Consider the following 26,377-nt stretch of genomic DNA (forward strand, 5'->3'; position numbering starts at 1 on the left):
AAATATTCTTCAAAACGCAGGCTATTGTTCAGTCAGGAAGACGGGGCGTCCTTCAATGAATCCTGTTGAGTCAGCAGATGAATCCAGCGCGACGGTTCCGGCAACCACTGATCCAATCGGGGCAAACCTTGATGGCGGTTGTTGATTATTCAGAGACACCATGACAACCAGTGCACCATTATCTGCCGGCTGCAGCCGTGTGTTCGTTGAGCAGTTCCAGCGGTCGTCCTGACTTCTGTAAAGCCAGCCGACCCAGCGATACACGGGACCAGGTTTCAATTTTGCGACTTCGTCCCGCATGGTAACTGCTTTTTCGGCGGCCTGAGCCACCGGGGACATTTCTCCGAGAATTGCCCGTGCATTAATACGTGCGCTGGGTGCACCGGACCCTGCGGGCCAAATCCAGTTGGCGTCACCCCCTTCGAACTGATCGATGGCCGTGATGTGTTCCTGAAATGCTTCGCGGAAGAAGAGGCTGCCCCGGGCTCCGACGTTCATCACGTTGAGGAGTAGTTTCATTTTCACGATTGGATCAATTTCCAGGTCTTCAGCGAGTAATGTGACCAGTTTCCCGAAACTTTCCTCCCAGTGTTCGTTTACGGTTTCGAGCTCCCTGAGTGCCGTCCGTGCAAACACTGCAGGAGGCGCATCCCAGATGAATTTGAGACCGGCCTGCTTATTGCTGACAGAACCTTTGAGCACACGCTTTACAGCAGCACGCTTTAGTGTTGTGTCTCTGAACGGCACGATTGTGATGACATCGCCGGTTTCCAGCGGGGGTTCTTCGGAATCGGAGTAATATCGATCGTCGCCCTGGGCAACCATGAAGGGGAGTTGCAGATAAAATTCCAGTGGAGCACGCAATTGCTCCTGCAGATCACCATGATCTCCGACGCGGAGATTCACTGCTTTCAGTGCCTCCGCCTGACGTGCCAAATTACGACCGGCCGGAAACTCATTTGACACTTTCATGAATTTGGCGAACTCCAGTTGCAGGTTTCCGGCCGTCGTCGGATTCACATCCTTTAGTGATAATGATGCCCACTGATCGCGGAGTTGATTCCATAGTTCCGGTCCTTTCCACAAATCTGACTCACTTGAGATCACACTTTGAAAGGTAGTCGCCCGCTTTGTACCGGAGTGGTTCCGAACATATGCCAGAAGCTGAGTTCTGTACCGGTCCACATTTCCGACAGAGGCCGTGATTGTGTTCAGATCAGCAGCGACTTTCATTGAACGCTGATGTTCTGCCCGGGCATTGCCCAGTGTACGAAGAATGGCTGTGATCGGAATTTTGTGATTTTCACTCACATGAGCTCGACGCTGCAGGCCGCGAAAATCATCCGTGAGCAGTTGATTGGACTTCATATCATTCTCCGTTCTCTCCTGAAATCGAATCATTACCGCATCAAGATCTGCCAGAAACAGAGTGTCTGCAGCAGACTGCGCCAGCTGCCGGGCTCTCTCCAATACGTTTCTTGCTTCCTCGACTTCGTTCCGTTCTCCGTCGTCTTTTGCCATCGATTCGGCTCGTTTGAGAACTTCCATTGCCTGACTGATACGATCCCAGTCGGGTGACGAGCCCAGTTGGTCCGTCGCGGCGGACAACAGTTTCAGGAATGAATTTCGTCGTTCCTGTGCCGTGCTGAGGATCTCCGACAGTTCTCCGTACAACAGCTGTAATTCCGGACTTTCTGCAACGTCAGGAGATTCTGAACGGAGCTGACTGCAGAATTCTTCAGCCTGTTCGATGTGTTCGTCAGTCAGCAGTTGACGCAGCGTCTGAGCATGGTTCCGGATGCTTTGTCCGTGCCGGTACTGCAACATCAGTGACAACAGGATTGAACAAATCACTAACGCTGTTGCCGCAATTCCTGCGACAATCATTGCGGTCCTGCGACTCGTCTGACGACCAATCTGCGTTTTACGCTCTTCCAGCCGCCTTTCCAGTTCTTCCGGGATCCCCAGATCAAACAGAGAAATCGCCTTGGCAGACCGATCCAGTTCGTCGACAGACGAATCCCGGTCGAGGCTGCGTTCCAAAGCCGTTATACTGTTTTGATAGGCATCTTTCTGCAGTTCCTTTTGCTCTTCTTCTGTGATCCATTCCAGCGCCAGTTCCGTTGTCTCGAATATCGGTTCACCTTCCTGTATTTCGGCCGTAGCAATGAGTGATTCCCAGCGTTGAGCGTGATGGCGTGCGGTGTCCAGATCGCGGGCAAGGAACGCGTTATTCAGTGCTTCGGCAACATTTTTGAGTTCTTTTCGGGCATCGTACATCTGTAGGCGAACGCGAACTGTCTGAACTTTTCTGATGAGGTCGTTCGGTGGTCGGTTGCTCCATTTGCGACTGGCAAGTTCTGCTTCCAGAGCGGCCGCCTGAGTTGTATTTTTGTTCGCCAGAACATTCTCGAGTTCTGACTCAATCTGATTCTGTCGCGCAACTTCATAGACTTCCAGGTCCTCGAGCCACAACGGATTGTCTTTGTCTTTGTTGGCCAGTTCCCGCAGAATCTGAATCCTGACGGACAACGGGCTGAGTGCCAGAGCATGAAGGCGATGCAGCTTCAGCAGGCCGGAAACCGGTTGCGCTGACGCATAGGCGTCATTAAGATCGGACGCAACTTCCAGCAGTAATTCGGGAAGCGGCGGTAACTCGTACTGCGAAACATAGTCCGACCAGAACTCGATTTCAGGGAAATCCAGAACGGCTGTAAGATCCAGCAGATTGGGTTCTGTTTCGCACTGTTGGATTGCCTCTGTACGCAGTCCTTTGCTCAGCAGCGCCTCGCATGTTCGCAGCCGTTCGTTGGCGACAGACACGTTTCGGGAATAGTCTGCAACCAGTGTTTCCATATACTCCTGATCCGGATCGTGCTCCCACGCAAGCACCGACTGAATCTGCTCGATGACAGCTTCGATTTCTCTCATGGCACTGCCTTTGTGTTGAGGACATCGACCGGCTGACCATCGTTGACGGTGTAGGCCCGGACGTGCAGTTTTTTCTCCTCCAACTGATGTTTGAGCTGGCTGAGGACCTGCAGAGTGTTCCCGTAATTTTCAACGGTTTTGATGAGTATTTCGACGTTCTTCTTCAGTTTGTTTCGATTCAGGCCGGCGACAGGATCCGTGTCGTAATACCCGTCAATTTCGTTCCGAAGTACGTCAAAAAAATTGTCGGCGTTTATCTCAAGGTTCGAGGGATGCGTCCGTTTGTGATTGATTTCTCTGCGGATGCGTCGATAGATCTTTTGCCGCACGTCTTCCATCGACAACCGGATCGCTATGTCTTCCATGTTCCAGTTACTTGCAGAAACACTGCTGATCAGGTCCAGGCTGCCTGCCAGAAATTGTTTGGCGAATTCCGGTGCGCCGGAAGTATTCAGCAGTTTTAGATAAACGGCTGGTGTCACAGTCAGGACAATCTGACCTGACTGGGGCCCTGCCGCATCACCTTCGGCAGGTTCGATGACGGACAGACTGACTTTCACATCGGCAAGTACACCCAGGTTTGCGCGATCCTGAGGGGACATTTCCGAAGGGGCCGTTTCAACTGTCAGTGCACCGTTGTTACTGAATGCCAGCAAAAATGAATCGTCGAACCTGAGACCGGACAGTTCAAATCCTTTTACGGCTTCGTGACGGAGATCAAACTGTAGTGCCGTGGCCACAACGTCATGAAAGTCTCCCGGCAGATCCAGTCTGATTTCGACCGATGAGTGCTGATCTGCAACCGGCATTCTCAGCAACGGAGCTGTTTCGGGTTCTCGAAATGAAAAGATCTCAGAACGTTCATCAACCGTGAGTTTCAGCAGACTGTAGTGAAGGACTGTCACGCGCGGATCCGCATTTCTTCCCGTGGATTGGTATGCAAAGTTGCTGCCATCCACAGTGAATGTGCCGATCTCTGTTGGTTTGCCTCCACCGGAGGCGTCCATCTCTGCTGTCCAGACCCGTGCTGATGCCTGCAGAGAATTGCCGGCTGTCTTATTCTGTTCTTGGAATCGAAGTGCGCGGATGGCTGATTTGTCTGCTGCATTCGGAAGCAGTATTTCAAGACTGCAGCGTGTCAAGTCATCCAGTGGCAGGGACTTACTGACTGTGTTGTCTGTTTTTGACACTACCAGTGGAATCAATCCGCTTGGGAGCTTTTCCAGGGCAATTTTTGCCAGCGGGTCGATTGGTGAATCTTTGATGTCACTTCCAAGCGAACGACGAATTTTCAAATGCGGTTGTCTTGTCGTTGCAGGTTTCGGATCTGTGTGTTGCCGGAAACCGGACTTCACGGAATTGCCTGTGTCCTCTTCAGTTTCCGGCGGGGCTGCAGTTTGGGAGGTGGTGACATCATTTGTTTTTGGGTATTGCGTATTCCCGTCTGGCGGGTTGCGATCAGCGGGGACGATCGGGAGTGGTGGAGTTTTTGATACCGAGTTCTGTCCTGCGTAGTAGGCCGCAGCAACCAGTCCGCCGACGCAGCTCAACAACATCAGCGCCGTCAGGATCCAGGTGATCTTTCGCTGATGCCATGGAATTCGTCTGCCCGGCAGTTCGGGGGGTACCGGCATGCCCTGATATTGACTGTACGCCCCGTACTGACCTGACGCTTCGGTATATTCAGTATCTGCCGGAGGACTTAGCTGAGCCTGTCGGCGAGGGAGCATCCTGTTAACGGGTTCATTCTCTGTTGCCGATGGTACGCTGAATTGATCGCTGTAGCTGGCATTTGGTCTGCCGCTGCGCGCCGAAGACGAAAAAGGGGTTTCCGGTGGTGGTCCGGGATTTCCACACAGGTCGACAACATGCATTGTCGGGCTGTGTCTTAGTGAGGCAGCCTGTTTCGTGCCATCAAGAACAAAACGCCACAGGCAGTCACTGCCTGCAATCGGCTTTGTATAGTATGTGTTGAATGTCACATTCCAGCGGCGGGCCGGTGAGATCAGATTCAACGCTTCAACCACCAGTACCAGTGAATTGGTACCCACCGGGACGATCACGGAAACCGGTTTTTGTTTTGTCCGGGTGGCTGAGTCAGCCAGTACCCCGGCCCATCCGGCGTCTCCGGCAAGACGCTTCCACTGAGAGCAGACGCTCGGCTTGGAATATACTGCATTTGGTCGGCGACCTGTCGGCAATGTCCTGACATTCCCGTCCCAGCGTTTTTCACAAAATCCGTCGTGTGCGAGTACCGCGGCAGGTCCTGCGATCACAAGTTCGTTTGGTGCCAGTGCGACATGATGCGCCAGTTTGTTGGATCGTTGTGAATAGTCCAGACCGGCGTCACAAATCCGTGACAGAACGTAGTATCGCTGACTGGATACTTTGATATGCAGGTGAGAGTAATTCACCGGAGCTTTGCAGTCACCTGGTGTAAAGGCATGTCGGTAGCCACTGAGCATCTCCAGTCGCTCAGAAATATTCGCTGCAATTCCATCGGTACTGACGACCGTACAAAATCCTTTGCTGCCGGGCTTCAGACCCTGCGGCGCGGACGTATACACGATCTCGTGACTCATAGACCGCCGCCTCCATTCGGCCTTCGCGGGTCACTGTTTCTGTTCTTTCCGGTATAGGCCATGATCATGCCGGGAACCGTGCGGTAAATAGCGTACAGCAGAGGAATTTCTGTCCAGACGGGTTTGATGTCAGCCGGTCGAACGATGAATTCTTCCCGGTCGTCGGTTTTGATGAGTTCGGGGCCCTGTCCAAGAGCACTGGCGGCAATGTACGTCACGTCCTTCGAAAACCCGTCTGCTGCACTTACAAACTCGGGCGCAAGTTCAGCCATGAGTTTGCGGAGTTTTGCCGACATTCGTTCCAGACGGTCGATATCAAGGGCCGTTTTTCCGGAACGAGTTGTGCGCAGAAAATAGTCCGGCGGGATATCACTGCTGTCCATTAGCGAATTCCACGCATCATACTTTGTGACAACAATGATCAGTGGACGGCTGTCACGGTCTGCCTGACGCAGGCCCGTCTGAGCGCGAATTCTACTCTCGGCCTCCAGCAGAATTTTATCCTGTCGAAAGTTCCAGCCACGTTCTCCCATTTGCGGGTCGGTGCTTGTACCGGAACATCGGTTTCGAAACTCGTGGTGCTGGGTGGGGTCAAACAGAAACAGCAGTGCTTTCGACACGGACAGATGCTGTGTTCCCGGATTGTTGGACGATTCTTCCCCCGGCATAAAGTGTTCGCCGGCATTGTCGTAAAGACACAGAGCACGAGACATTGACTTTAAGTGACTGAATCGTGGATGCTGTGGCTGCGGTTTTACCGAAAAGACAAACGGCCTGGGGAACAGAACCGGACGGCCTCCCAGTACCACCGATTCGTACAGATCTCCTTCCTTTTCTGTTTTCGGCAGCGTCACAGGGGCGTTGCGATCGTTGTTCAGAAACAGGATCTCTTCGTACTGGTTCACGATTCGATTTGAGGCCGGGTCTGCGTCACCAAATGCGATCTGGAATTTGGAACTGAACGCCTTTCGCAACTGCCAGATTGATGCGGCAAGATAGTAGGATTTTCCGGATCCCGGAGCACCCAGGATCGAAAAAAACAAAGGATTCAATTCCAGAGAGGCGCGGACAACTGTCAGATGACATCGTGGACAGGCAAGGTGGTGACAAACCTCCCCTTTGACGTCAATTGCATGGCCATTCTCATTCAGTCGAGTTGGCAGAAACCGTCGCTGGCCGCGGGGCGTGACGATTTCATCATCATCCAGATCGGGGTGAGCCGAAACCCACAAAGCCTCTTCAGGAGGAAACCTGGTCCAGCAGTGAGGACAGGTGGCCCTCGGGAGCAGTGAAGTGGGACGTTGAAAGGCACTAGGCATGTGGATGCTCAGAAGGTCGATGGTTAGTTGTGAGAGATGACCCGACCGCAGTCACAACCAACCGGAGTCACACGAGCAACTGTATCAACAGAACTCCATATGTCGGAGAACCGTGGTCCAATTTCTTCCAGCAGCCTTCGAAGTATCCCTGATGCTGTCTCCCACGTCCAGTACTACCTGATACATCATCATCCAGTGGTGACATTATGAAACGTCGACTGTACTCAGCGATCTTCCCGAGGTGGTAAACGAACGAGAACCAAATGTTGCGAAAATGTCTCAGCTGTCTCATTTAACCTCGACACATCTGTTTGCCTCAAGTAACAGAAGTGATGACGAGATGAACGTTTTCGGAATTCCGAAACACCGGGTAACGGCGGTACGATACTCACGCAGCTGGTTTTCGTAGTCTTCTTTTTTTGATTCCGTCCACTGGTCGATTTCGCCAACAATCCGATCTGATTTGAAGTCGATGATTTCTGCGGCCAGTCTTTTTCCTGAATTTTCAGCGATCACAAGTCGATCGATTTTACCGTGAACAATGCAGTCTTGTTCACGGTAAACGAAGGGCCGTTCAGGAATCACCCGAAGGTCCAGTCGGGAATGTTCTGCGAGTCCAGGCATTTGCTGGAATCGTTTTCGTGTTGCGTCCTGTGTGAGGACCGACTTCGCTGAGGTCCGGTTAATGAACTCCAGGAACTCTGTCAAAAGTACTTCGATAGCTGCATCAGCAATATGCAGCGCCTGTATTGACGGATCCGTTGTGGTTTCCCGTAACCGACTCCGTGTCAGCGGTTCTCCACAGTCCAGCCAGAGAATCCGTTCGAACCATGCGTGAATCAGCATTCCACGGGTTTTCCCGTCAACAACCGAACAATCGCCGGTAGGCGACAATGTGTGACTGGTCAGTGGCAGGCGGGTTGTTCTATGTTCGGACGGCGTGCGACGGACCAGACCGCGCCGACGACCTCCTGTCATGGTGGCTAAATGCAGCTGAGGATCCGCTGTTTGATGTTCTGTTTTGCTCCGGTCGGACGGTACCTGAGTATGAGGGACCTGATGAAACCAGGATGCATTTCCGGTCTTCCAGATCTGTGAATCATCTTCGAGGACTTCTGTGTCAGAAAATACGGCGGCCAGGATTCCGGCCAGAGTTTTCCGGGTTGTCTTCGTTTCCGGTGGAATAAGCAGATGCAGCGCGTGAACAGCGCGAGTCAGTGTAACGTAAAGCAGGCACAGTGAACCCCGGACAATCTCATCAGTTGTTTGCGCCATTGCGTTTTGCAGCTGTTGAGGCAACAAATGTCGTAATCCCCTGTCAACCCATACACAGACGTCTTCCGGTGCTGCCGCACGACCGGGCCTGTCGGCTGCGACTGCCGGAACCTTGACTAATGGGCCGGTGAGTTCCGGCGCAACGACAATTTCGAATTCCAGTCCTTTGCTCTGATGAACCGTCATGACGCGAACCCGGGACGGCACACTGCGACTGAATCTTGAGGACTCCAGATGCTGAACAAATTCTGCCGGATTGAGGGATGATGTCACATCGAACTGCCAGGCTTCTGAAACAACCTGCTGCAAACGAATTCTGTCACGATCGCTGCATTCATTTTGTACCGCTTCCATAATCCACTGGAGTGTGGCGCCGTAACCGTTATCCAGCAGACGACCACGAATGAAGGATGCTGTGGCCATTGCCGCAGCATCGTCCTGCCACTGATCGAAACCTACGACTCTGGCGAGTGGAGAGTGAGCAACGTGGTAACGTGAAACGGTGCAACCGGGATGACTGGACAGATAGAGCAGAGACATGACAGCAAGCACGGCGGGACTGTCAGTCGGCGGAGTTCCGCCTTCTTCACTCGCAGGGACACCAAGTTGGGTTAGTTGATGCACAAGCTGAGCAACACCATTATTGGTTCGCATCAGGACGCCAATTTCCGCACCAGGGCACCGCAGATGGATACTGTGTATCTGTTCCGCAACCCAATTGTTGTAAGCAGCCTTTCTGTCAGATTCGGAATCATCACCGGTCCGGGGCGCGGTTCTCAACTCCGCAAATCCAGGTAAATCGGCAAGGTGAGTCGAATGGACCGGATAATTCCCGCTCCATTCAAGGCTGGCTTTGGCATATTCTTCCAGGTGCTTGTGTCGGTGCAGTTTCTGAAACACATGATTGACGGTTTCAATTACGGCCGGAGCCGATCGTCGACTCTCGTTCAATGGTTCAGCCGCAATCCCCGGAATCGTTGCCTGAACTTCATCCATGACTTCAGCATCTCCTCCGCGCCAGCCGTAGATCGCCTGCTTTGGATCTCCCACGCAGAACACACTGGACGGATTGTCGGATGTAAATTTGATCAGCGGCTTGATCAGTTGCTTCAGGACTTTCCACTGATCGAGTGAGGTGTCCTGAAATTCATCCAGCAACAGATGGCGAAACGAACTGTCCAGTCGATAATTAACGCGGTGTCCTTCGATCATGTTCCCCGAGCAGGCAAGCAGGCGGGTGATTTCACTGAATCGTGTGAAACCAGTGTCGCGGCGCAAACGTTGATACGCGGTATCGAATCGGTGAATCAGTCGCCATGCTGCCTGGTTGTGGTGTGCGATTTGGTTAAGGATTTCAGTTCGGGCATGTCTCACAAGCGGTTCATACGCACAGATCAGTTCTGGTGAAAGATCCTGTCGGCCGAATTGTTGTCGGCCGGATGATACGGCTGCCGCGATCCCTTTCGTCAGAAATTCGGACCAGTTTCCGTCGTGAAATCGGTGCAGATCAGCTGCTCGTGTTTTTGGCTGCTGTTTGCCGCTCAGCGCAACTTCCTTCAACGCATCGATACAGATCTGTAGATCCGGTTTTGACCGACCGGCTGTCTGAGGGATGCGGTTCCACGCCTGGGAATCCGTCTGCAGAAACAGTTCATAGTAGCCCTCTACGGCTTCATCAATCAGCGAACGAACACTGCGACGACTTCGCCCCCTGGCCAGCATCTGCATGAGCTGGCGAGAGTCTTTGGTATCCTGTTCTGCCAGCACCGCATCAATTGCCCGCTGGCGCAATACAGTGTCGGTGAAGTCATCGGCAATAGACCATCCCGGAGGTAAGCCGAGTTCCAGAGTCAGGTTGCGTGCGATCTGCTGAAAGAAGCTGTCGAGTGTCGAGACACGCAGACGGTGCAGCTGTCTCGTCAGTTGACTCAGTAATTCAGTAACTCGCGGCTGAGTCAACTGAAGTGGAGACATTGCACCCGCCAACTCATCATATTTCTGACTGTCAACACAGGATTCCGCCAGTCTCACCAGCAGACGTCCAAGAATTTCACCCGCCGCTTTACGGGTGAACGTGGTTGCCAGAATGGTTTCCGGACGTGCTCCCTCAAACAGCTGTCGGAGGAAATGGCCGGAAAGATTCCACGTTTTTCCGGTGCCGGCCGATGCTCGAATCAGTTGGTGCATAGAAACGGGGAGTCCGTTGAGGTGATCAACAAGCTGTCTCAGTGGCTGGATCTGGTGTTGACTGAACTTTGAGAGCGTCCGGACCAGTCGGCCAGCCAGGGAATGTGACGATCAATGACCGAGTCCTGGCAAATTCGTGTCAGGTCGTCCTGATACATTCCATTCACAGGCTGGAGTCGGTCGATTTGCAGATCCACGATTTGTGCCGCTAACTGCTTCGCTTTTTCTTCAGCGCCGTTCAGTTCTTCCGGAGTCCAGTCAGCAATGCTGGTGCCGATGTACTTGAGATCCCCGGGCAGATTCACGTAACCCAGCTGCACGTTTGAATCAATACCCATTTCCCGAATCAGCAGTCGATACAGTGGAAGCTGAAGATCGATCCAGTCGCCCTTTTTCCGGTGTGTTGATTTCGGATTCTGTGCTCTCTCACTGGTTTTGTAGTCCAGTACTCTCCATTCACCGGATTGACTGTGCCGATCAATTCGATCGATACGACCAACGATCGTCAGAGGACGTCCCAGAGCATCATGCACGTTGTATTCCAGACTGCGTTCACAAAATTTGATTTTCCAGCCATCTGATACCTGTCGTGCCTGCCATTCAGCAAATGCTCTCAGACGTTCTGAGGCCATCTGAAGCTGTACGGCCACAGTGGCAGACAGCTGATTTCCGAAGCGTTCCAGAGCCTCCTGATGCAGATTGTTCAAAAGCGTTTCTTCGATAAGATCAACGCTGCTGAAATGGCGCGTGGCACCCGTCCCGAACTGACTCAGCACAGTATGCAGTAAATTGCCGAACAGGCGGCCGTCCATCTCTCGCGGCTGGTCTTCAATTGATGTGAGACCGATTTCCCGCCGAAGTAAATATCGATACGGACAGCTGATATAGTCACGAAAATGGGTTACCGGAATCTGTGTTGGTTGTGAAGTCTGTTGTGGTGCAGGAATGACGAAGGCGGATTGCCGACTTGTGCTGAATTTGGCCGGTGGATCTCCGGGGAGAGCGTCAGGCAGTGTCGAACCTGATTTGCGTTCCTGATAGAAACGAAGCACTCGACCTGGAACATCGGACTCGTTGCCCGCAAACCACAGTCTGCTGGGAGCCAGTGGATTGCCCTGAACATCCCGGCGACCTGCGATCAGTCGTACCTGTTGTCTACAGTTCAGTAATGATTCCAGTGCCCAGGTGTCACGAGCGTAGCGACGTTTATTGTCGGTCAATCCCAGCTTTGTCCGAATGGTATCCGGCAAAAACACGTCTGAATTTGTTGATTCAGGAACCCGCCCCTCGTTGAATCCCGCTACGGTCACGACCGGACAGTCATCGAGTGGCAGTTCCAGCCATCCCATCAGATCAATCGCAGAGTTATTCGGAGCGGATGCGATGTTGAGATCTCCGATCTGCATCAGCAGTACCGGAAGTGCCTGAGCTGCCGTACACGCGGGTATGACTTCAGCGGGAATCTGCCGCAGCGTTTCGTTGAGTTCGTTCAGGGCATTGATGCAGGCGATCATGGATTCGTCGCGCTGATCATCCCCGCCCGTCGAATAGTCTGCGTAGACCAGATCCAGCAGCCGAAGGGTTCCGGTTGCCCAGTCGCTCAGTGGGTGACGAACCATTAACCCGCGATGCACGGTGTTTGGGTCCGGAACGCCTGTATCGTTGAACTGCGAGTTGTGAACCGGGCTGTCGGTTCGATTTTGTTCCTGCAGGTTCAACTTCGTTTTGGTGAAAGGACGATCCGGCAGAAGTTGCGAAAGCAATTGTGTCACGGACGCGCAGATACATTCAACGATGTTTGTCCGGGGATGATGTCCCAGTGTGCGGCCTGGAACCGGCTGCAGGTGGTCGGCTCGGTAGCTGTCGAGTTCGGCAAGCCAGTTTGTGGCCGCCTGTACACCCTGTTTCTGCAGTTGCTGTTCTATGAATGCAGTTACATCCGAATGGCGCACCAAATCTGTCAGACTTGGGAAATCGGGTCTCTGACGGTCGTCTGCTGTTGCCAGATGCGACGCAACGGCGTCCAGGAGTCTCCAGGGGCGTGAAGCACGCAGGTGTGATCCAATCGGCCAGCGTCCGGACACGCCCGCCAGGGCCAGAGACTGCAGAATCACCGGTACCAGACTGTCATCTGTGACCCCGACAGCGATCTCATCAGCACGATTGATTCCATTCAGTGTCGCCAGATGATCCACAACAGCGTCGGCCTGGTCCTGAGGTGTATCTGTTACCAACGTGGTTTCGTCGGGAATGTGAACAACGCGATCCTGCCATTTGTCAGCAACCAGGCACCCCCACTGATCGAAGTGATCGGCGATGGATTGCGGTGCACAAACCAGTGCCGTGACGCGATCGGAGACCTGGTCCAGCATCTTCCTGACGATGCCGTTCATATCCACTGTTCCAACCAGTATGATGTCGTGATTCGTCGTGCATTCCTGCTGATCAACAGCAATCAGTCGAGCGGTCTGCCGGTCCCACAACTGCAGCGCATCCATACGCATGAGATATTCGGACTGAATCCTTCGAAGGGCCTTCCAGCGTTCAGTTTCTTCTGTCAGTTCGGTTCGCGACAGAATCCGGAACACGTCATCGAAATCCAGACCCTCTGCTGCCAGTTCATCGTGCTGTCGCCTCAGTGAATCACAGAGGTTAATCCACGATGGCAGAGATGTTTCCGGCGGAAGAGTGGCGATTGCCGAATGAAGCTGCTGTGGTGGTACCGCACGGATTGCTGTCATCCATACCAGAAGCTGGGTGAGCTGATCCGCCATTTTTTTTTGTTGCGGATAAAGCAGTTCCGGAAAGTGCAGGAACGTAACCATCCGGGGCGGGATCAGAGAAGGAAACCGGGATTCCGCACGCTCGACCAGCAGTTCAAGCATTCGGCGTGCAGCGCGTCTTGCAGGAAAGACTAGGATGACCTTTGACAGGTCCAGATCATCGGTTGAGGCATATCGGCGGATCAGATAATCAGCAACCAGCGGCAGAGCCGGTTGCTTCCATCCGGTAAAGTGACGTTTGACTGCCATATCGGGTCCACTCGATGTGTGGCGTACAGCGGCCTGTTGACGACCGGCTGATGTGATTATTCTGTCATTCGTGTTGTCGCTTTGCAGTTCACAGGCTGTTTCTGTGGATCAGCGGGAACAAATCAGACACTTTGCAGTTTTCTAAACGAGTGTCTGACGATATCCCTAACGCCAACAACAATTCCTGAATGTACGTTGAGACTTTCATTCAGATGTTTGGGCTTGGGCAGTTGAATCCTGCGGGTATACGATCAGTTGATCGTGACACAGCAGGACCAGATCTTTTCGACCGTCTCCTGTCACATCAGCTACGATTCCTTCCCGAGGTTCGGTGCCTCTCGAGTCAGCGCTGGATACCAGTCGCTTTTCTTCAAACACACGGAAGTGCGTTGCCGCCCGAAGACCATTTGTTTCGCTGAAATGAAGCAGTTCAAGTCCGTCGATTCCGGTATCGATGAGTGCCAGGTCAATCACGTCGTCTCCATTGAAATCACCGGAGATGATATCAGCCGGATAAGCGTCCTCACGTGCAGACTCCCAGGTTGCTATCTCTTTCAGTTCACTTTGCGTATTTCCGGAATACATCACACTGATCCGCTGGTTACTCACCAGCAAAAGATCATCGGCAGAATCTCCGTTCAAATCAGCGATGACTGCGGAGCGGAACCGGAATGATCCCATTTCGACTTCTCTCCACGGTCGAAACAGTCCGGATTCGTTTCTTAGAATCCGAAGGCGATCGATTCCGGTATCGATCAGTATGATTTCGTCCGTGCCGTCGTTGTCGTAATCCATACTCACTGCGCCACTGATTCGTGCCTTTTCTTCAGCGGCATTGAACTGATCAACAACCGTCCAACGCTGGTCCTCCAGTTTCATGGCACGGGCAAATGCCCCGCGACCAACCAGCAGATGGTGATGGTGGACAAACAGTGGCCCGGCAGTACCTTTGCCCAGACTGAGCCGATGGGGATGCGGAGTCTCTGATAAAAGTCCGTGTTTGTCACTTAGAAACGTGATGACACCCTCGGAACCGGCGCCCTGGGGAACAATCAGCAGATCTTCGTTTCCGTCGACATTGGCGTCCATTTTTAGGAGATGCACAGGCGGGTTTCCGTTAATCCCGGCCGCTTCGAATTCTGTCACACGATTCATCGATTCGGCAGTACCTTCGGAGGAAAGTGACATCTGACGGAGACCGAGCAGATTTTTCCTGTTGCGCCCGCCGGACTTCGTGCAAATTGCCAGTGTTGGCTGACCGCTTGTCTGCAGCACCTGAATTCCGCACAGAGACTGACTTTTCTTTGCGCGTGTCAGTGGTTTGGGAAATGTGAGCCTTCCTTCCTGGAATCGACTGAGTGCGACCACGTTTTCCGGTTCGCTCATCAGAACCAGTTCCTGCTGCGCATCACCGTCAATATCAACCATACAGGCATCCGTCGCACCCAGCAGTCCCGGAAACATTTCAGCTGGCGCCAGACCATCGATCCCACTTTGCCGAAACACAAGTACCTGGGCGTTTTCGGGATCTGTCACAACGACGTCACTGAGTCCATCACCGTCAACATCACCGACTGCAATCGCCCGGTTTTGTCCGGAGGATCTGCCGTCGCCGATCCCAAAATGTACCAGACTGCGCGGAGCCGACGGATCCGCGTGCTTTGGATTTGCCAGGCGTGAAATGACCAGTCGTCCGGTGCGCTGATCAATCGTCAGGATTTCCTTCCCGGGTTCGGTGTCGACATCGCAAACCGTCACAGAACGAGGCTGATGCAGATCAAAATTGAGCTCCGGCCCAAGACGACCGTCAGCGGTCTGCAGTCTGGCGTATAATCCACGATGACTTCCTTCGATTGCCATATAACAGACATCATCCCGACCGTCACCGTTGATGTCTGCTGCCTGCACCAGTGATAACTGAACTGATGTATTGATCAGTCGATGCGGAGAATTCATCTCACCGCGGTCATTCTGGTAGACGATGTACATCGCCGTCTTTCCGAGTACGACCAGATCACAGCGATCGTCACCATTGAGGTCTCCTGCAGAAACCATCCACGCGACTGCTGCCAGTTCGGGAAGTCTCACCGACCAGGATTTACTCCAGTCAGCTTTCGTGTCACCGTGCTGATAACGGATCACCAGTCGGTCCGGCATTCCGACATAAGCAATGTCGGTGCGTCCGTCGGCATTGAAGTCCCCGGAAGTTAATCCGGCCACCTCTTTATCGACCGGGATTTCCTGAAATTCAAACCGCCCATCCGATCGCAGGTCATTGACATGTCCCCTGACGTCCTGCTCTTCCTGTTCTTCAGGAAGACGCTGCCGCAGTAATTTCAGACAGCTGTCGCGATTGTCCACCAGTAGTAAATCGGTGCGGTCGTCGGGGCTAAAGTGTCCCGCCACCAGATTGCCGGCACGGCTATTGAGTTCAAACAGTTCCACCCCTGTGAACCCGTAAAACTGGGCCAGGTTTGTGGACTCTGTGGTGTCTTCGGCGGTTGCTCCCGAGACGCCGGCCACGAGCAGGAATCCGGACACAGCCATGAAAAACACAAGGCGATGAATCACTGCAGGCCGTCCTGACTAAAACAGAGAATACGGAAATGTCCGCTGAATATGCGACCAGCGATACGATTCTATTTTCGTGAACGACCTGTTTAGATGCAAACCGATGACCGTGCTGTCAAAGTGATTCCGATTCGAGTGGTACTTAGTAACGTATAAAGGAGCTGCAGTCGATGACTACAGCTCCTTTGTGAGTTGTCATGCGCAAGAGAGGATTCGAACCTCCACGTCCAAAAAAGGACACCAGGCCCTCAACCTGGCGCGTCTGCCAATTCCGCCACTTGCGCCGATTCGGGCTGACACGTTGTCACTGCGGACGCTGATACGACCGAATGTCAGGCAGGATAACACGACGGAACCGTTCGTCAATCTTGATTTGTGTCGGATCCCGGCACGCATCACATACGTGACAGTCCGCCAAGCTTACAGACGTTTGAATTGCTGATCGGTTTCCGGTTGTGCGGCACGGTTCAGACGAAAGGAGTCTGTGTCAGCAAAAATCGACTTCAAAAACCCCGTCAGGACCTGACCGGGTTTTTGTGCGTTATTTTTCAGGTTGATGTCCACCGGAGGCCTGCGGTGTTGTCCGTCAGGACAGGATATCTTTAACAATCCGGGCGTCGAAGACACCGGTCAGCTTCTCTTCAAGTCCGTTGCGGTAATACGATAGCCGCTGGTAGTCCAGGCCCAGAATGTGCAGCATGGTGGCGTGCCAGTCAGGTACGCTGACTTTGTTCTCTGCGGCAGCAAATCCGATCTCATCGGTGGTTCCGTGACTGAGTCCGCCTTTGACGCCTCCGCCGGCCATCCAGCTGACCATCGCATTTTTGTTGTGATCACGCCCGTTTTTGCTCTGGGCAATCGGCAACCGACCGAATTCGCCACCCCAGACCACCAGCGTACTGTCCAGCAGACCGCGAATTTTTAAATCTCTTAACAGCGCAGCAATCGGCTGGTCCGTGCGTCCACAGATATTTCTGAGTCCTTTCTCAAGGCCGGAATGATGGTCAAACGGCTGAAAATTGAGATACAGCTGTACAAAACGCACACCACGTTCCACTAGACGTCGGGCAATCAGGCAACGGCGACCGTATGAATCGAGAGGTTCCTGGTTCATTCCGTACATTTTTTGTGTGGCGTCGGTTTCCTGGTTGAGATCCAGGGCATCGGAAGCTGCCAGCTGCATACGTGCTGCAAGCTCGTAACTGGCAATCCGTGCTGCGAGTTCCGGCTGGAACGAATGTTTCCGTTCATGCAGTCGGTCGAGTCTGGAAATGAGGTCCCGTTCCAGATGAGTAATACTGGACGGTTCTTCGTAGTCCGGTTTCAGATCCAGAACGGGTGATCCCTGCGAACGAAAACGAGTACCCTGATAAACCGGCGGCAGGTACCCACACTGCCAGCTTTGCGACCTGTTAACGGGAAGTCCTTTCGGGTCGTCCAGTACGACGTAGGCCGGCAGGCTTTGATTGGCGGTTCCCAGCCCGTATGTGATCCAGCTGCCAAGACTGGGCAAACCTGGCAGTGTGTTGCCGGAGTGGATCTGGAACAGAGCCGGCTCATGTGTCAGATTTGTTGTAAACATAGACCGAATCAGGGCAATATCATCGACGCAGTTAGCGAGGTGTGGCATCAGTTCTGAGACCCACATACCGCAGTTTCCATGTCTTGCGAATCTGAATGGGGAACGCATCAGCGCACCGGCGGCAGCGGGACTCTCTACTTCTCCGGCGATTTTTTCAAAGTGTGATTTTCCGTGATGTTTTTCGAGTTCCGGTTTAGGATCAAACAGATCCATCTGACTGGGGCCGCCATTCATGAACAGGTGAATGACAGAATTTGCCCTTGGCGGAATGTGTGCTTTCTGTGGTTTCAGGTCATAAACTCTTGGTGAATGCGCCTGTTCTTCATCAGCAAACACGTCCTCGCTGAGAATAGATCCAAGCGCTGCTCCGTAGATGCCTCCTCCCACATGGTCGAAGAAGCTGCGTCGATCGAAGTTTGTGCTGGATTTTGGGGACATGGATTTCAATCGATGTACAAAAAATCGGCGGAATTCGTAATGGCATGGCAAAGATTCTCAAGCGCTCTTTGGGCCGCTGCATCCGGATCGGATGTTGTGGGGGGAAGCTCTGCCGATGGTGGACTGTTTTCCTGAGTACTGTGATTCCGATTATCCGTTTTCCGGGTCCATTCCTCTGTCAGTTTGCGGAATGAAGTCAGCATTGTCCTTTTTTCATCGCCTGTCGGATGACGACCATAGGCGACCAGCCAGACGCGTTCGATTTGCGCCTCCGGTTTGGTGCCGGCTTCGCTTCTGATGCGGGCAGCAAAAAAACGGCTAAGCTCATGAATTCGTTTGTTGTTCAGCAGGTGCAACGCCTGAGGTGCCACAATGGAATCACCGCGTTCGATACAGTTTGGGTTCAGTTGCGGAAGGTCGAAATTGTCCAGGATCGTCAGATGGGCCGTCCGTCGCTGCAGAACGTATATCGTTCGCCGCCAACGATCATTTATTCCCACACTGACCACAAGCCCGTCGTCACGAGCATCAAGTGCGTCCGCCGGACCGTACTGTGTCGGATCCAGTCTGCCGGCAACACTCAACAGACAGTCCCGCAGAACTTCTCCTTCCATTCTTCGCAGAGGCATTCGGGACAGCAGCCTGTTTTCCGGATCGAGCCGCATGTGGTCGTTGGTCACAGTAGATGACTGTCGCCAGGTCGTCGAATGCATCATCAGACGATGCATGGCTTTAATGGACCAGCCGCTGCGCACAAAACTGCGGGCAAGCCAGTCTAGGAGTTCGGGATGGGTGGGGCGAGCACCGGTGGTTCCGAAATTATCCAGCGTTGAAACGATTCCGCTACCGAAATGATGTTTCCAGATTCGGTTCACCATGACGCGAGCTGTCAACGGGTGATCCGAAGTGATCAGCCAGCGAGCAAACGCCAGTCGCCGTCCGGTAGTATTTTCGAACGGGGGCTCAATCTGAAACGGGGTCATTCCGTCGGTCAGCACCGATGGAACGCCTGGACCCACCGGACGAGCGGGAGTGAGGTAATTGCCGCGTTTCAGAAGATACGTGGGCGACGGTTCTCCTCGATCCCACAGCGCCCGAATAAGTGGTTGCGGCACCCGTTTTTGTTCGATTGTCTTAATCGCTTCTTCTGCATGTTTTGCAGCTTCGGCAAATTCAGGTTCCAGTTTCTTTAAAGTTTCTGTGTTCGGGGAATCATCGGCATGTCGTTTCGCGTATTCGCCCTGCTTCTCTCTGAGTCGTTTTTTGATGGACTCGATTTCTGCAACCAGTTTTTCGTCATGTGACTGCCACGCATGCCGCTCATCGTCTTTGACCTGATCCAGGTATCGGCCCCGGGTCGGCTCCAGCCAGTCATGTTCGTCCAGTGCTCCTTTGAAGACCGCGGCCAGACGATAATAATCCCGCTGTGGAATAGGATCGAATTTGTGTGAATGACACCTCGCGCATCGTATGGTCAGACCCATGACCGAAGACGTGAGTACCTCAATCTCATCGTCGATGATTTCCAGACGATCGGGAACGAACGCCGTGATTCCCGCATAAGTTCCGTCCGGGGCCATTCGCAAAAAACCAGTTGCCACGAGGTTGTCATAGATCTCGTCAGTGATCCGGTCAGCATTACGATAGTCAACCAGTTCATCACCGGCGATTTGTTCGAGTAGAAAGCGGTTATAGGGTTTGTCATTGTTCAGGGAACGAATGACGTAATCACGATAGCGATAGGCTTCGGGACGAATCCGATCTGCGTGCTGTCCGCCTTCGGAATCTGAGTATCCTGCCAAATCAAGCCAGTAACGTCCCCAGCGTTCTCCATAGTGAGGTGAGTTCAGAAGTCGATTGATCACGCGTTCCCAGGCATCCGGTGATGTGTCGGAAAGGAAGTTTTCGATATCGGTCGGTGAAGGTGGTAAGCCCGTGAGATCCAGTGTTGCCCGACGAAGCAGTGTGGCCGGGTCTGCTTCGGGTGAAAAAGTCAGTCCGTTTTCCTGCAGTTTCTGCAGCACAAATGCATCGACAGGGTTACGCGTGTGACCTGTTGTTTCGGGAACCGGTACAGGTTCAGGGCCCCGGAAAGACCAGAAGTTCCGATCCTGTGCACTCACCAGTGCATCCGGCTGTGTGTTGGCAACGTCTTCGGGAATGTCCTGTTCGGGAGCGTTTGTACGAATCCAGGCTGTCAGCAGTTTGATTTCGGCTTCGTCCATCGGTTTCACGCTGACCGCTGCCAGTTTGTCAAGTGGCGGCATTTCTTCGGCGTGGATCCTTTTGAGAATCAGACTTTGATCCGGTTTTCCGAGCACCATAGCCGGTCCGGATTGTCCACCTCTGAGAATAGAGGCTCTGGTGCGCAGGTCGAGCCCTGCTTCCTGTTTCTGACGACCGTGGCAGACGGTACAGCGCAACCGCAGGACCGGCAGGATGACGTGCTGATTCAGCTGATCAGAATTGTCTGATCCCGATTCCTGAAACACGGCCCCTGAGATTATCCATCGTTCGATTATCTGTCTTTCATCATCCGTCAGCGGTTGTTTGTCTTCCGGAGGCATTCGTCCTTCGTGGATGACCTCGTAAAGCGGACTTAGTACGGGTGATTCCGGCGAAATGACCGGGCCGGATTCGCTGCCGCGCAGAATTGACTGACGGGAACGCAGGTCAAGCTCCGCCCGCTGCATTTCTCCATGACACCCGAAGCAGTGGACTGCGAATATCGGCCGGACCTGTTTTTCATAAAGAAACTGGTCCGACGGCTGTTCTGCAGACAGTGCCTCAGCGCAAATCATCGCGCCCACAGTCATCACGATGAGGTTCAGCGGACGTTGGCAATGAATGGGATAAAGCGAGCTCATTATACGGCCATGTCCGGTCGGGTACCTGAGTGACGGAAACCACTTCGGATCAAAATGTTGTTTACCGGCACAGTGTCACCTGCAAATCATTTTTCTCCGGCCAGGTCACGCAGACCAGTCGGATCTCCAGGATGTTTCATCCCGGATCGGGATGAAACGGAATCGAGTCACAAATCGTTGATCCTGCAGTCATTAGATGGTGTCTGCAGTCAGGAGGACTTTTTGCCCGTCTGAAGACGAAACCGCAGGAAACCGGGTAATACCGTACACATAAATCCTATCATTTCGTGTGCTGTAATTCGAATCGAGAGTTTTCTCGCGACGGTTTAAGACGATGCTGTTCTGTGGATTGATCTGACGGAATCCTTCAGATCAGTTCACTGATGACCTTTGCACCTTCGGGAAGCAGATATCGTGGCCGACCGGAGAAATCTTCAAACTGAATATCGGCAGCGATTCTGAGTACATGGAACAGTGTTGCCATCAGGTCTTTTGGTTCAATCATGCGCGATGTCGGATATTCGGCTCTGGCGGATGACGTTCCGATGACCTGAACCATTGTCAGACCTCCGCCGGCCAGTGCGAGTGTACAGAGGTCCGGCCAGTGGTCGCGACCGCCAAATGCATTGATTTTTGGTGTGCGACCGAAGTCACCGGTCACCACGAGCAGAATGTTGTTGTTCAGGCCGCGACCCCGAACGTCATCCAGAAATGCTGAAACCGCCTGGTCGAACATCGGGAACATGCTTTGCAGCTGTTGTTCCATTCGTGGCGCCCGGAGCTGGCCAGGACCCAGGTGCATATCCCAGGTAAATGGTGTCTCTGCCGGGTTCGGAGCCCACCCGTAGTTGAGCATCACAAATCCACATCCGGCTTCACACAATCGCCTCGCCGCCAGTAACTGAGCACCAAGCCTTGGACCATATCTTTCACGCAGTCGCGGAGCTTCTTTTGAAATGTCGAACGCGTGCCGAACTCCTCCGGAAACGAGATCGAGTGCCTGCTGCCGGAAGGAATCCATTCCGACTGTGAGACCACTTTGATCCAGCTCACGATGCACACGGTCCAGTTCCTGGAGCAGGTTTTGACGATCGTTAAGTCGAGATGCATCCACGGCCATGTTGAGACTGCTGCGCGACGGACCATCCGCATCGAACAGTGAATTACCAACTCCAGGCCACAGAGGCTGGTCAAAGTCAAAGCTGATAGTTCGGCTGAGCCGAACGAATGTGGGGACTCCCGACAGCGGGTGACTTGCTCCACGAACCCGGGCAGCGACCGATCCGAATGACGGACTCTGTTGCCGTTGAACCCCGCCCGGTGCGTCATGGGCGGTGAGAACGTAATGTGATGCACCGAGGTGATCAGCGTTGCTGTGACGAAATGAGCGGACGATTGTCATTTCATGGGCATGACGCGACAGATTCGGAAGCAGGCCGCCAAATTCAACCCCTGGCAGACTTGTTGACATTGCACCGACCATACTGCGATAGTCGGATGTTGCTTCCATTTTTGGATCAAACGTTTCGATATGAGGCGCACCTCCCTGCAGCCAGAGCCATACAACAGAGGTGTCGCCTGTGGGCGTCCGCTGATGCCCCCCGGCATCCCGGGTGCTCAGGCCGTTTGACAGATACTGTCCGGCTGAACTCCCTAACCCGGTTTTTATCAGTTCGCGGCGAGACGTCGTGTGTGGCTGGATCGGAACAGGTCACCGTTGAGTGAGAAGTGCCGTACTGGACCGAATTGTTGCATGAACCGGACTGCTTTGCGACTGCGGTTACGGTGTGCTGCAGGCAGCCGGCTGTATCAACGGCCGGATCCGGTACATCGCAGGTGACAGTGTGTAAACGTCTGCGGGCAGCACGTCTTCAGCACATACCGGACAGCTTTGCATCCAGAACAATCGCATCCATGGCACCGTTTCGCAGCTGGAAGTGGTCTGACAATCGACCCGCGGGTCGAAAGCCGGCGACAGTCAGAGCCGAGGTTTTCAGGGATTCTTCCGTACCGACAAAGGCGCGAAGAACTTCCACACCGCGTTGTGTGGCTTCATATCTGAGACGGTCAATGATTTCTCCCAGAGACCCGGAGTATCGGTCATGAGCAGCCACGTCCAGAACCGCCTGATGTGTACGGCCGGGTGACGGTCCTGGTGTCAGAGATCCAAAACCAAACACACGACTGCCGCTCTGTGAGGCGAGTGTCAGCATCAGACCCCCTCGCTGTCTGGTCTGGTCATGTATGGCTGCGAACGCTGACACGCAGCGCACCGGATCCGCAGACTTTACGGAAAACAATCCACGCGGATAGTCGAGTACCGTATCCGGCAATGATTGTGTCAGCAGACTCACCAGACCGGGCATATCCCCCCAGTTGGCGTTCCGGATTTTCGTTGCCTGACCGGATGCGAAGAGATTTATATCGTCGTGCTGTTCACTGCCAGCAGACCTGCACATGATACAGCCACTGAGGTATTCAAACCCGATGCGTTTATACACATTGCCACGTACTCGCGATGAGCCGAGACAGGCGATCCGGCAGCCGGCGTCAAATCCGTAAGCCACTGCCGCATCCGTGACGGCTGCGCCAAGGCCCCGGCCACGATATGGTTTCAGAGTGACAACATTGCCGAGCAGACACACCTCCGGCGAATTTCGGGGCAGGTTAACTGTTGCCGTTGCCACCGGCTGATCATCGACACGGGCAATCATGGAAACAATTGTGAGCGTTTTACTGTAATCGCCATACAACGCTTCGAGCCAGTTGTAGTCGGTTTGGCTCCACTCGCTGCGCCACAGACTGATTAAATCCTGCTGAACGGATGCTTCAGCAGGATAGATGTGCTGCGTTATCACTGGTTGTTTCATTGTATTACCGGACCCGGCATGTACTGTACGCCGGAAGAAAAACGTTGGTTTTCGGCTGTTGCCAACCCCGGTGAGCAACCGGTCTCTTCGTTGGGCACTCATTGGAGTGATCCAGACTGAGTGTACCATCGAACGTGTTTTTGTGTGGAGGGGCGAGGTGCCACGTCTGCCGGTGGGAATATAATGCGAAACGTGGAGTCAGCGGGGAAACGCACCGAGCCGGCAGCTAAAGTAACATATTAAACCCTGATTCTACCGGATTCACAAAATAACCAGAGAGTGTCGTCGAGCCTTTTATGACATTGGAAACTGCGGGAAGTCCGTCAGGCGGTTACCATTCCTGTTTAACGGGAGGAACCGTGCTGAAAAGAACAGAGGGCGAATACAACTTCAGGACGGCAGGTGCCGAACAGCTTCCCGGTTTTAGGTTTGATTCGCCAGAAAAACTCCAACCAGCAGATCATAGACAGCGTGACAACCGACCGTAATTCCGAACCCTCTCAAAAAAAACACAGTGGCGAAGAATACTCCGGCAGCGGCGCGAAATGAGAATGTGAACAGATTGAAGGCATCGGCAGCCGGTCCAAGATGATGAGCCAGCGCAAACAGGAAACTCGTCGAGACTGCTGCCATGATCGTTGCCCATCTTGCAGGGAGTTCCATCACGCGAAACAGTCCGAATGCCGCGGGCACCAGCAGCAGTCGGAACAGCACTTCTTCGTAAACACCGGCACCAATGTAGGAAACGGCATGTGTCATGCGGCCGTCGACTGTCATCAATGGCTGTGTCGGATCCGGAGTCTGCAGGTTAACGAACAGCAAATGATGCAGTTGCCCCACTGCCACCAGAGCCACGGCCAGCAGAAGACTTTCCGCCAGCATACCGATCTGAGTTTCCAGCCGAATTTTCCACGGGTAACGACGAACCAAATGCCAGCTCAGCAGAGTGGCGATTACCAGTATGGGCAGCAGAAAAGCCTGACTGTTACCGAACAGGGCGAGCAGAGACCTCAGCCAGTAGTCGGCTCCGTTGCGCAGTCCGCCGGGTTCCTGCCCTGACAATATTAAGATTCCTGTCTCGTAGACCGCAATCCACGGGAGCAGAAACAACAGAGATGTCAGTGGCCTTTGGGTGTCTGACCAATAGTCATTCGTCAATAAATCAGACGTGTGTTTCGTCACCGGTGACTCGCTCAATTCGCTGTTTTTCCCGGCATCAGCATCTAAAGCTCAGCGGTTTCCCGGCAGGAATTGCTGACGTTACGGCCGGATTCAATCGGTCTTTGATTGGATCATCGACTCAATCTGTAACAGTCATTGAAGGAATTCCTTCAACACCGACTGCGACGATCGTGATGGTCGGAGATCGCTGTCAGGTTGTTCACCGCAGGGCCGCTGCCTCACTTTCGGATGTTCGCGGACTTGTGCAGTTTCTCAAGGTGACTCGCCGATGACAGTGCAAACATCGTGGTGTGATGGAAAGCGGCAGAGAGCGAGTTTCAGTGGATGTATGCGACAACAGGGAAATACGGCACCGGTCAGCAACTGGTCAGACAACTCATCCGGCAGGATGTGACAGGTGCAGTGTCTGCAACGCGGCCGCTTCCGGAGGAAGCAGCAGTGATTGAGATTGCTCATGACCTGCGCCGTCTGATTTGTCCAGAACTCTGGCTTTCGTGCGCTGAAGATTCAGTGGAGTCCGCCGCCCGGCGCTGTTTTTCAAGAGTCGAACATCGTTTACGGAAACAAATTGAAATTGGCGTTCGACATTCGCAATTGAAAAATTTACGGCTTCACAGTTCAGCATCGGTTGAGATTGAAGATGTTGCGACCGAACTGACGTCTCGATTTCTGGGGTTGTTGCCACAGTTGCAGAAACTGCTGCAGGATGACATTCAGGCGGCGTTTGACAGGGATCCGGCGGCGACGTCACGGGAGGAGATTATCATCAGCTACCCGGGGATTCACGCGGTGCTGGTTTATCGCATGGCACATGCCCTGCTGAAGCTGAAAGTTCCGTATCTGCCTCGAATTCTTACGGAGTGGGCTCACCGGGAGACGGGGATTGATATTCATCCCGGTGCTCAGATCGGTCCTCGTTTTTTTATCGATCACGGTACCGGAGTCGTTATTGGTGAAACATGCGTGATTGGTTCTTCAGTAACGTTATATCAGGGGGTAACACTTGGTGCCTGGTCGTTTCCACGTGATGAAGATGGCCGGCTAATTCGAGGGATGCAGCGACATCCGACACTGGAGGACAACGTAACGATCTATTCGAACGCCACTATTCTTGGGGGACGTACCGTTGTTGGTGCCGGGTCACAGGTTGGTTCCAGTGTGACACTCAGTCGCAGCGTTCCTGCCAATACGATTGTCACTATTGAGGATCCTTCATTGCAGTTTCGTGAGGCCGTCTAGCAGAATCCTGGTAGTGTGTCCTGCCGGTACAGGATTGAAGTGTAAGTTCGTGTCTGTTGAGGTAACCGGACATGGACTTTGATTGATTTCTGACTACATCGTCGGAAGTCTGAGTGAATCTGGGCAGACTGCACTGAGATTTCTAATTGGATCGGTCGTGTCGGATCCACCTGAATAACTACCCGTTCGTTACGTAGCAGTCGGAGGGATTGATTCATCTTCGTCCGCGGCGGAAGCCGAAATGTACGATTGAGATGACAGTTTTGATCTCGTTGCATCGTCAGCCGGGACAACTGAACGGT

At 53.4% G+C, this 26,377-nt stretch carries 13 protein-coding genes and 1 tRNA gene; 2 read left to right on the forward strand and 12 right to left on the reverse strand.

Going from position 1 to position 26,377, the window contains the following annotated elements:
• Nucleotides 1-21: 21 nt before the first annotated feature.
• The 12 genes from MK110_08250 to MK110_08305 all read right to left on the reverse strand — a co-directional run bounded on the left by MK110_08250 (nt 22) and on the right by MK110_08305 (nt 24,716).
• Nucleotides 22-2,931 carry a hypothetical protein gene (locus MK110_08250; protein MCH2211280.1) on the reverse strand — a complete coding sequence of 970 codons (2,910 nt, stop codon included), beginning with the start codon at nt 2,929-2,931 and terminating at the stop codon, nt 22-24.
• Nucleotides 2,928-5,513, reverse strand: a complete 2,586-nt coding sequence (locus tag MK110_08255; protein MCH2211281.1) for a hypothetical protein — start codon at nt 5,511-5,513, stop codon at nt 2,928-2,930. Before MK110_08255 ends, MK110_08250 begins: the two co-directional genes overlap by 4 nt.
• On the reverse strand, nt 5,510-6,832 hold the full coding sequence (locus MK110_08260; protein MCH2211282.1) for a hypothetical protein: 1,323 nt from the start codon (nt 6,830-6,832) through the stop codon (nt 5,510-5,512). The genes MK110_08255 and MK110_08260 overlap by 4 nt, the downstream gene beginning before the upstream one ends.
• A 288-nt stretch (nt 6,833-7,120) precedes the next feature.
• On the reverse strand, nt 7,121-10,294 hold the full coding sequence (locus tag MK110_08265; protein MCH2211283.1) for a UvrD-helicase domain-containing protein: 3,174 nt from the start codon (nt 10,292-10,294) through the stop codon (nt 7,121-7,123).
• Between the two features lie 38 nt (nt 10,295-10,332).
• The gene (locus MK110_08270; GenBank protein ID MCH2211284.1) at nt 10,333-13,326 is read right to left on the reverse strand and encodes a PD-(D/E)XK nuclease family protein; all 2,994 of its coding nucleotides are present in this window, start codon (nt 13,324-13,326) and stop codon (nt 10,333-10,335) included.
• A gap of 204 nt (nt 13,327-13,530) precedes the next feature.
• Complete coding sequence (locus MK110_08275; GenBank protein MCH2211285.1) at nt 13,531-15,897, reverse strand: VCBS repeat-containing protein; 2,367 nt, start codon at nt 15,895-15,897, stop codon at nt 13,531-13,533.
• A gap of 198 nt (nt 15,898-16,095) precedes the next feature.
• Nucleotides 16,096-16,181, reverse strand: a tRNA-Leu gene (locus tag MK110_08280).
• A 302-nt stretch (nt 16,182-16,483) separates the two neighbouring features.
• A complete protein-coding gene (locus MK110_08285; GenBank protein MCH2211286.1) occupies nt 16,484-17,917 on the reverse strand; it encodes a DUF1501 domain-containing protein in 1,434 nt (477 codons plus the stop codon).
• Between the two features lie 5 nt (nt 17,918-17,922).
• Nucleotides 17,923-20,784 (reverse strand): PSD1 and planctomycete cytochrome C domain-containing protein, encoded by a 2,862-nt coding sequence (locus MK110_08290; protein MCH2211287.1) that lies wholly within the window; start codon nt 20,782-20,784, stop codon nt 17,923-17,925.
• 367 nt (nt 20,785-21,151) lie between these two features.
• Nucleotides 21,152-22,315 (reverse strand): DUF1501 domain-containing protein, encoded by a 1,164-nt coding sequence (locus tag MK110_08295; GenBank protein ID MCH2211288.1) that lies wholly within the window; start codon nt 22,313-22,315, stop codon nt 21,152-21,154.
• Nucleotides 22,316-22,655: 340 nt separating this feature from the next.
• Nucleotides 22,656-23,756: a GNAT family N-acetyltransferase gene (locus tag MK110_08300; protein MCH2211289.1), complete on the reverse strand. Its 1,101-nt coding sequence runs from the start codon at nt 23,754-23,756 to the stop codon at nt 22,656-22,658.
• Nucleotides 23,757-24,077: 321 nt separating this feature from the next.
• Nucleotides 24,078-24,716, reverse strand: coding sequence for a CPBP family intramembrane metalloprotease (locus MK110_08305; GenBank protein MCH2211290.1), 639 nt, complete (start codon nt 24,714-24,716; stop codon nt 24,078-24,080).
• Nucleotides 24,717-24,769: 53 nt separating this feature from the next.
• Here MK110_08305 and MK110_08310 point away from each other — a divergent pair, with 53 nt between their 5' ends.
• Nucleotides 24,770-25,108: a hypothetical protein gene (locus tag MK110_08310; GenBank protein ID MCH2211291.1), complete on the forward strand. Its 339-nt coding sequence runs from the start codon at nt 24,770-24,772 to the stop codon at nt 25,106-25,108.
• Between the two features lie 52 nt (nt 25,109-25,160).
• Nucleotides 25,161-26,075, forward strand: a complete 915-nt coding sequence (locus MK110_08315; GenBank protein MCH2211292.1) for a serine acetyltransferase — start codon at nt 25,161-25,163, stop codon at nt 26,073-26,075.
• The last annotated feature ends 302 nt before the right edge of the window (nt 26,076-26,377 follow it).

It is taken from the genome of Fuerstiella sp., assembly GCA_022447225.1.
GTDB lineage: Bacteria > Planctomycetota > Planctomycetia > Planctomycetales > Planctomycetaceae > S139-18.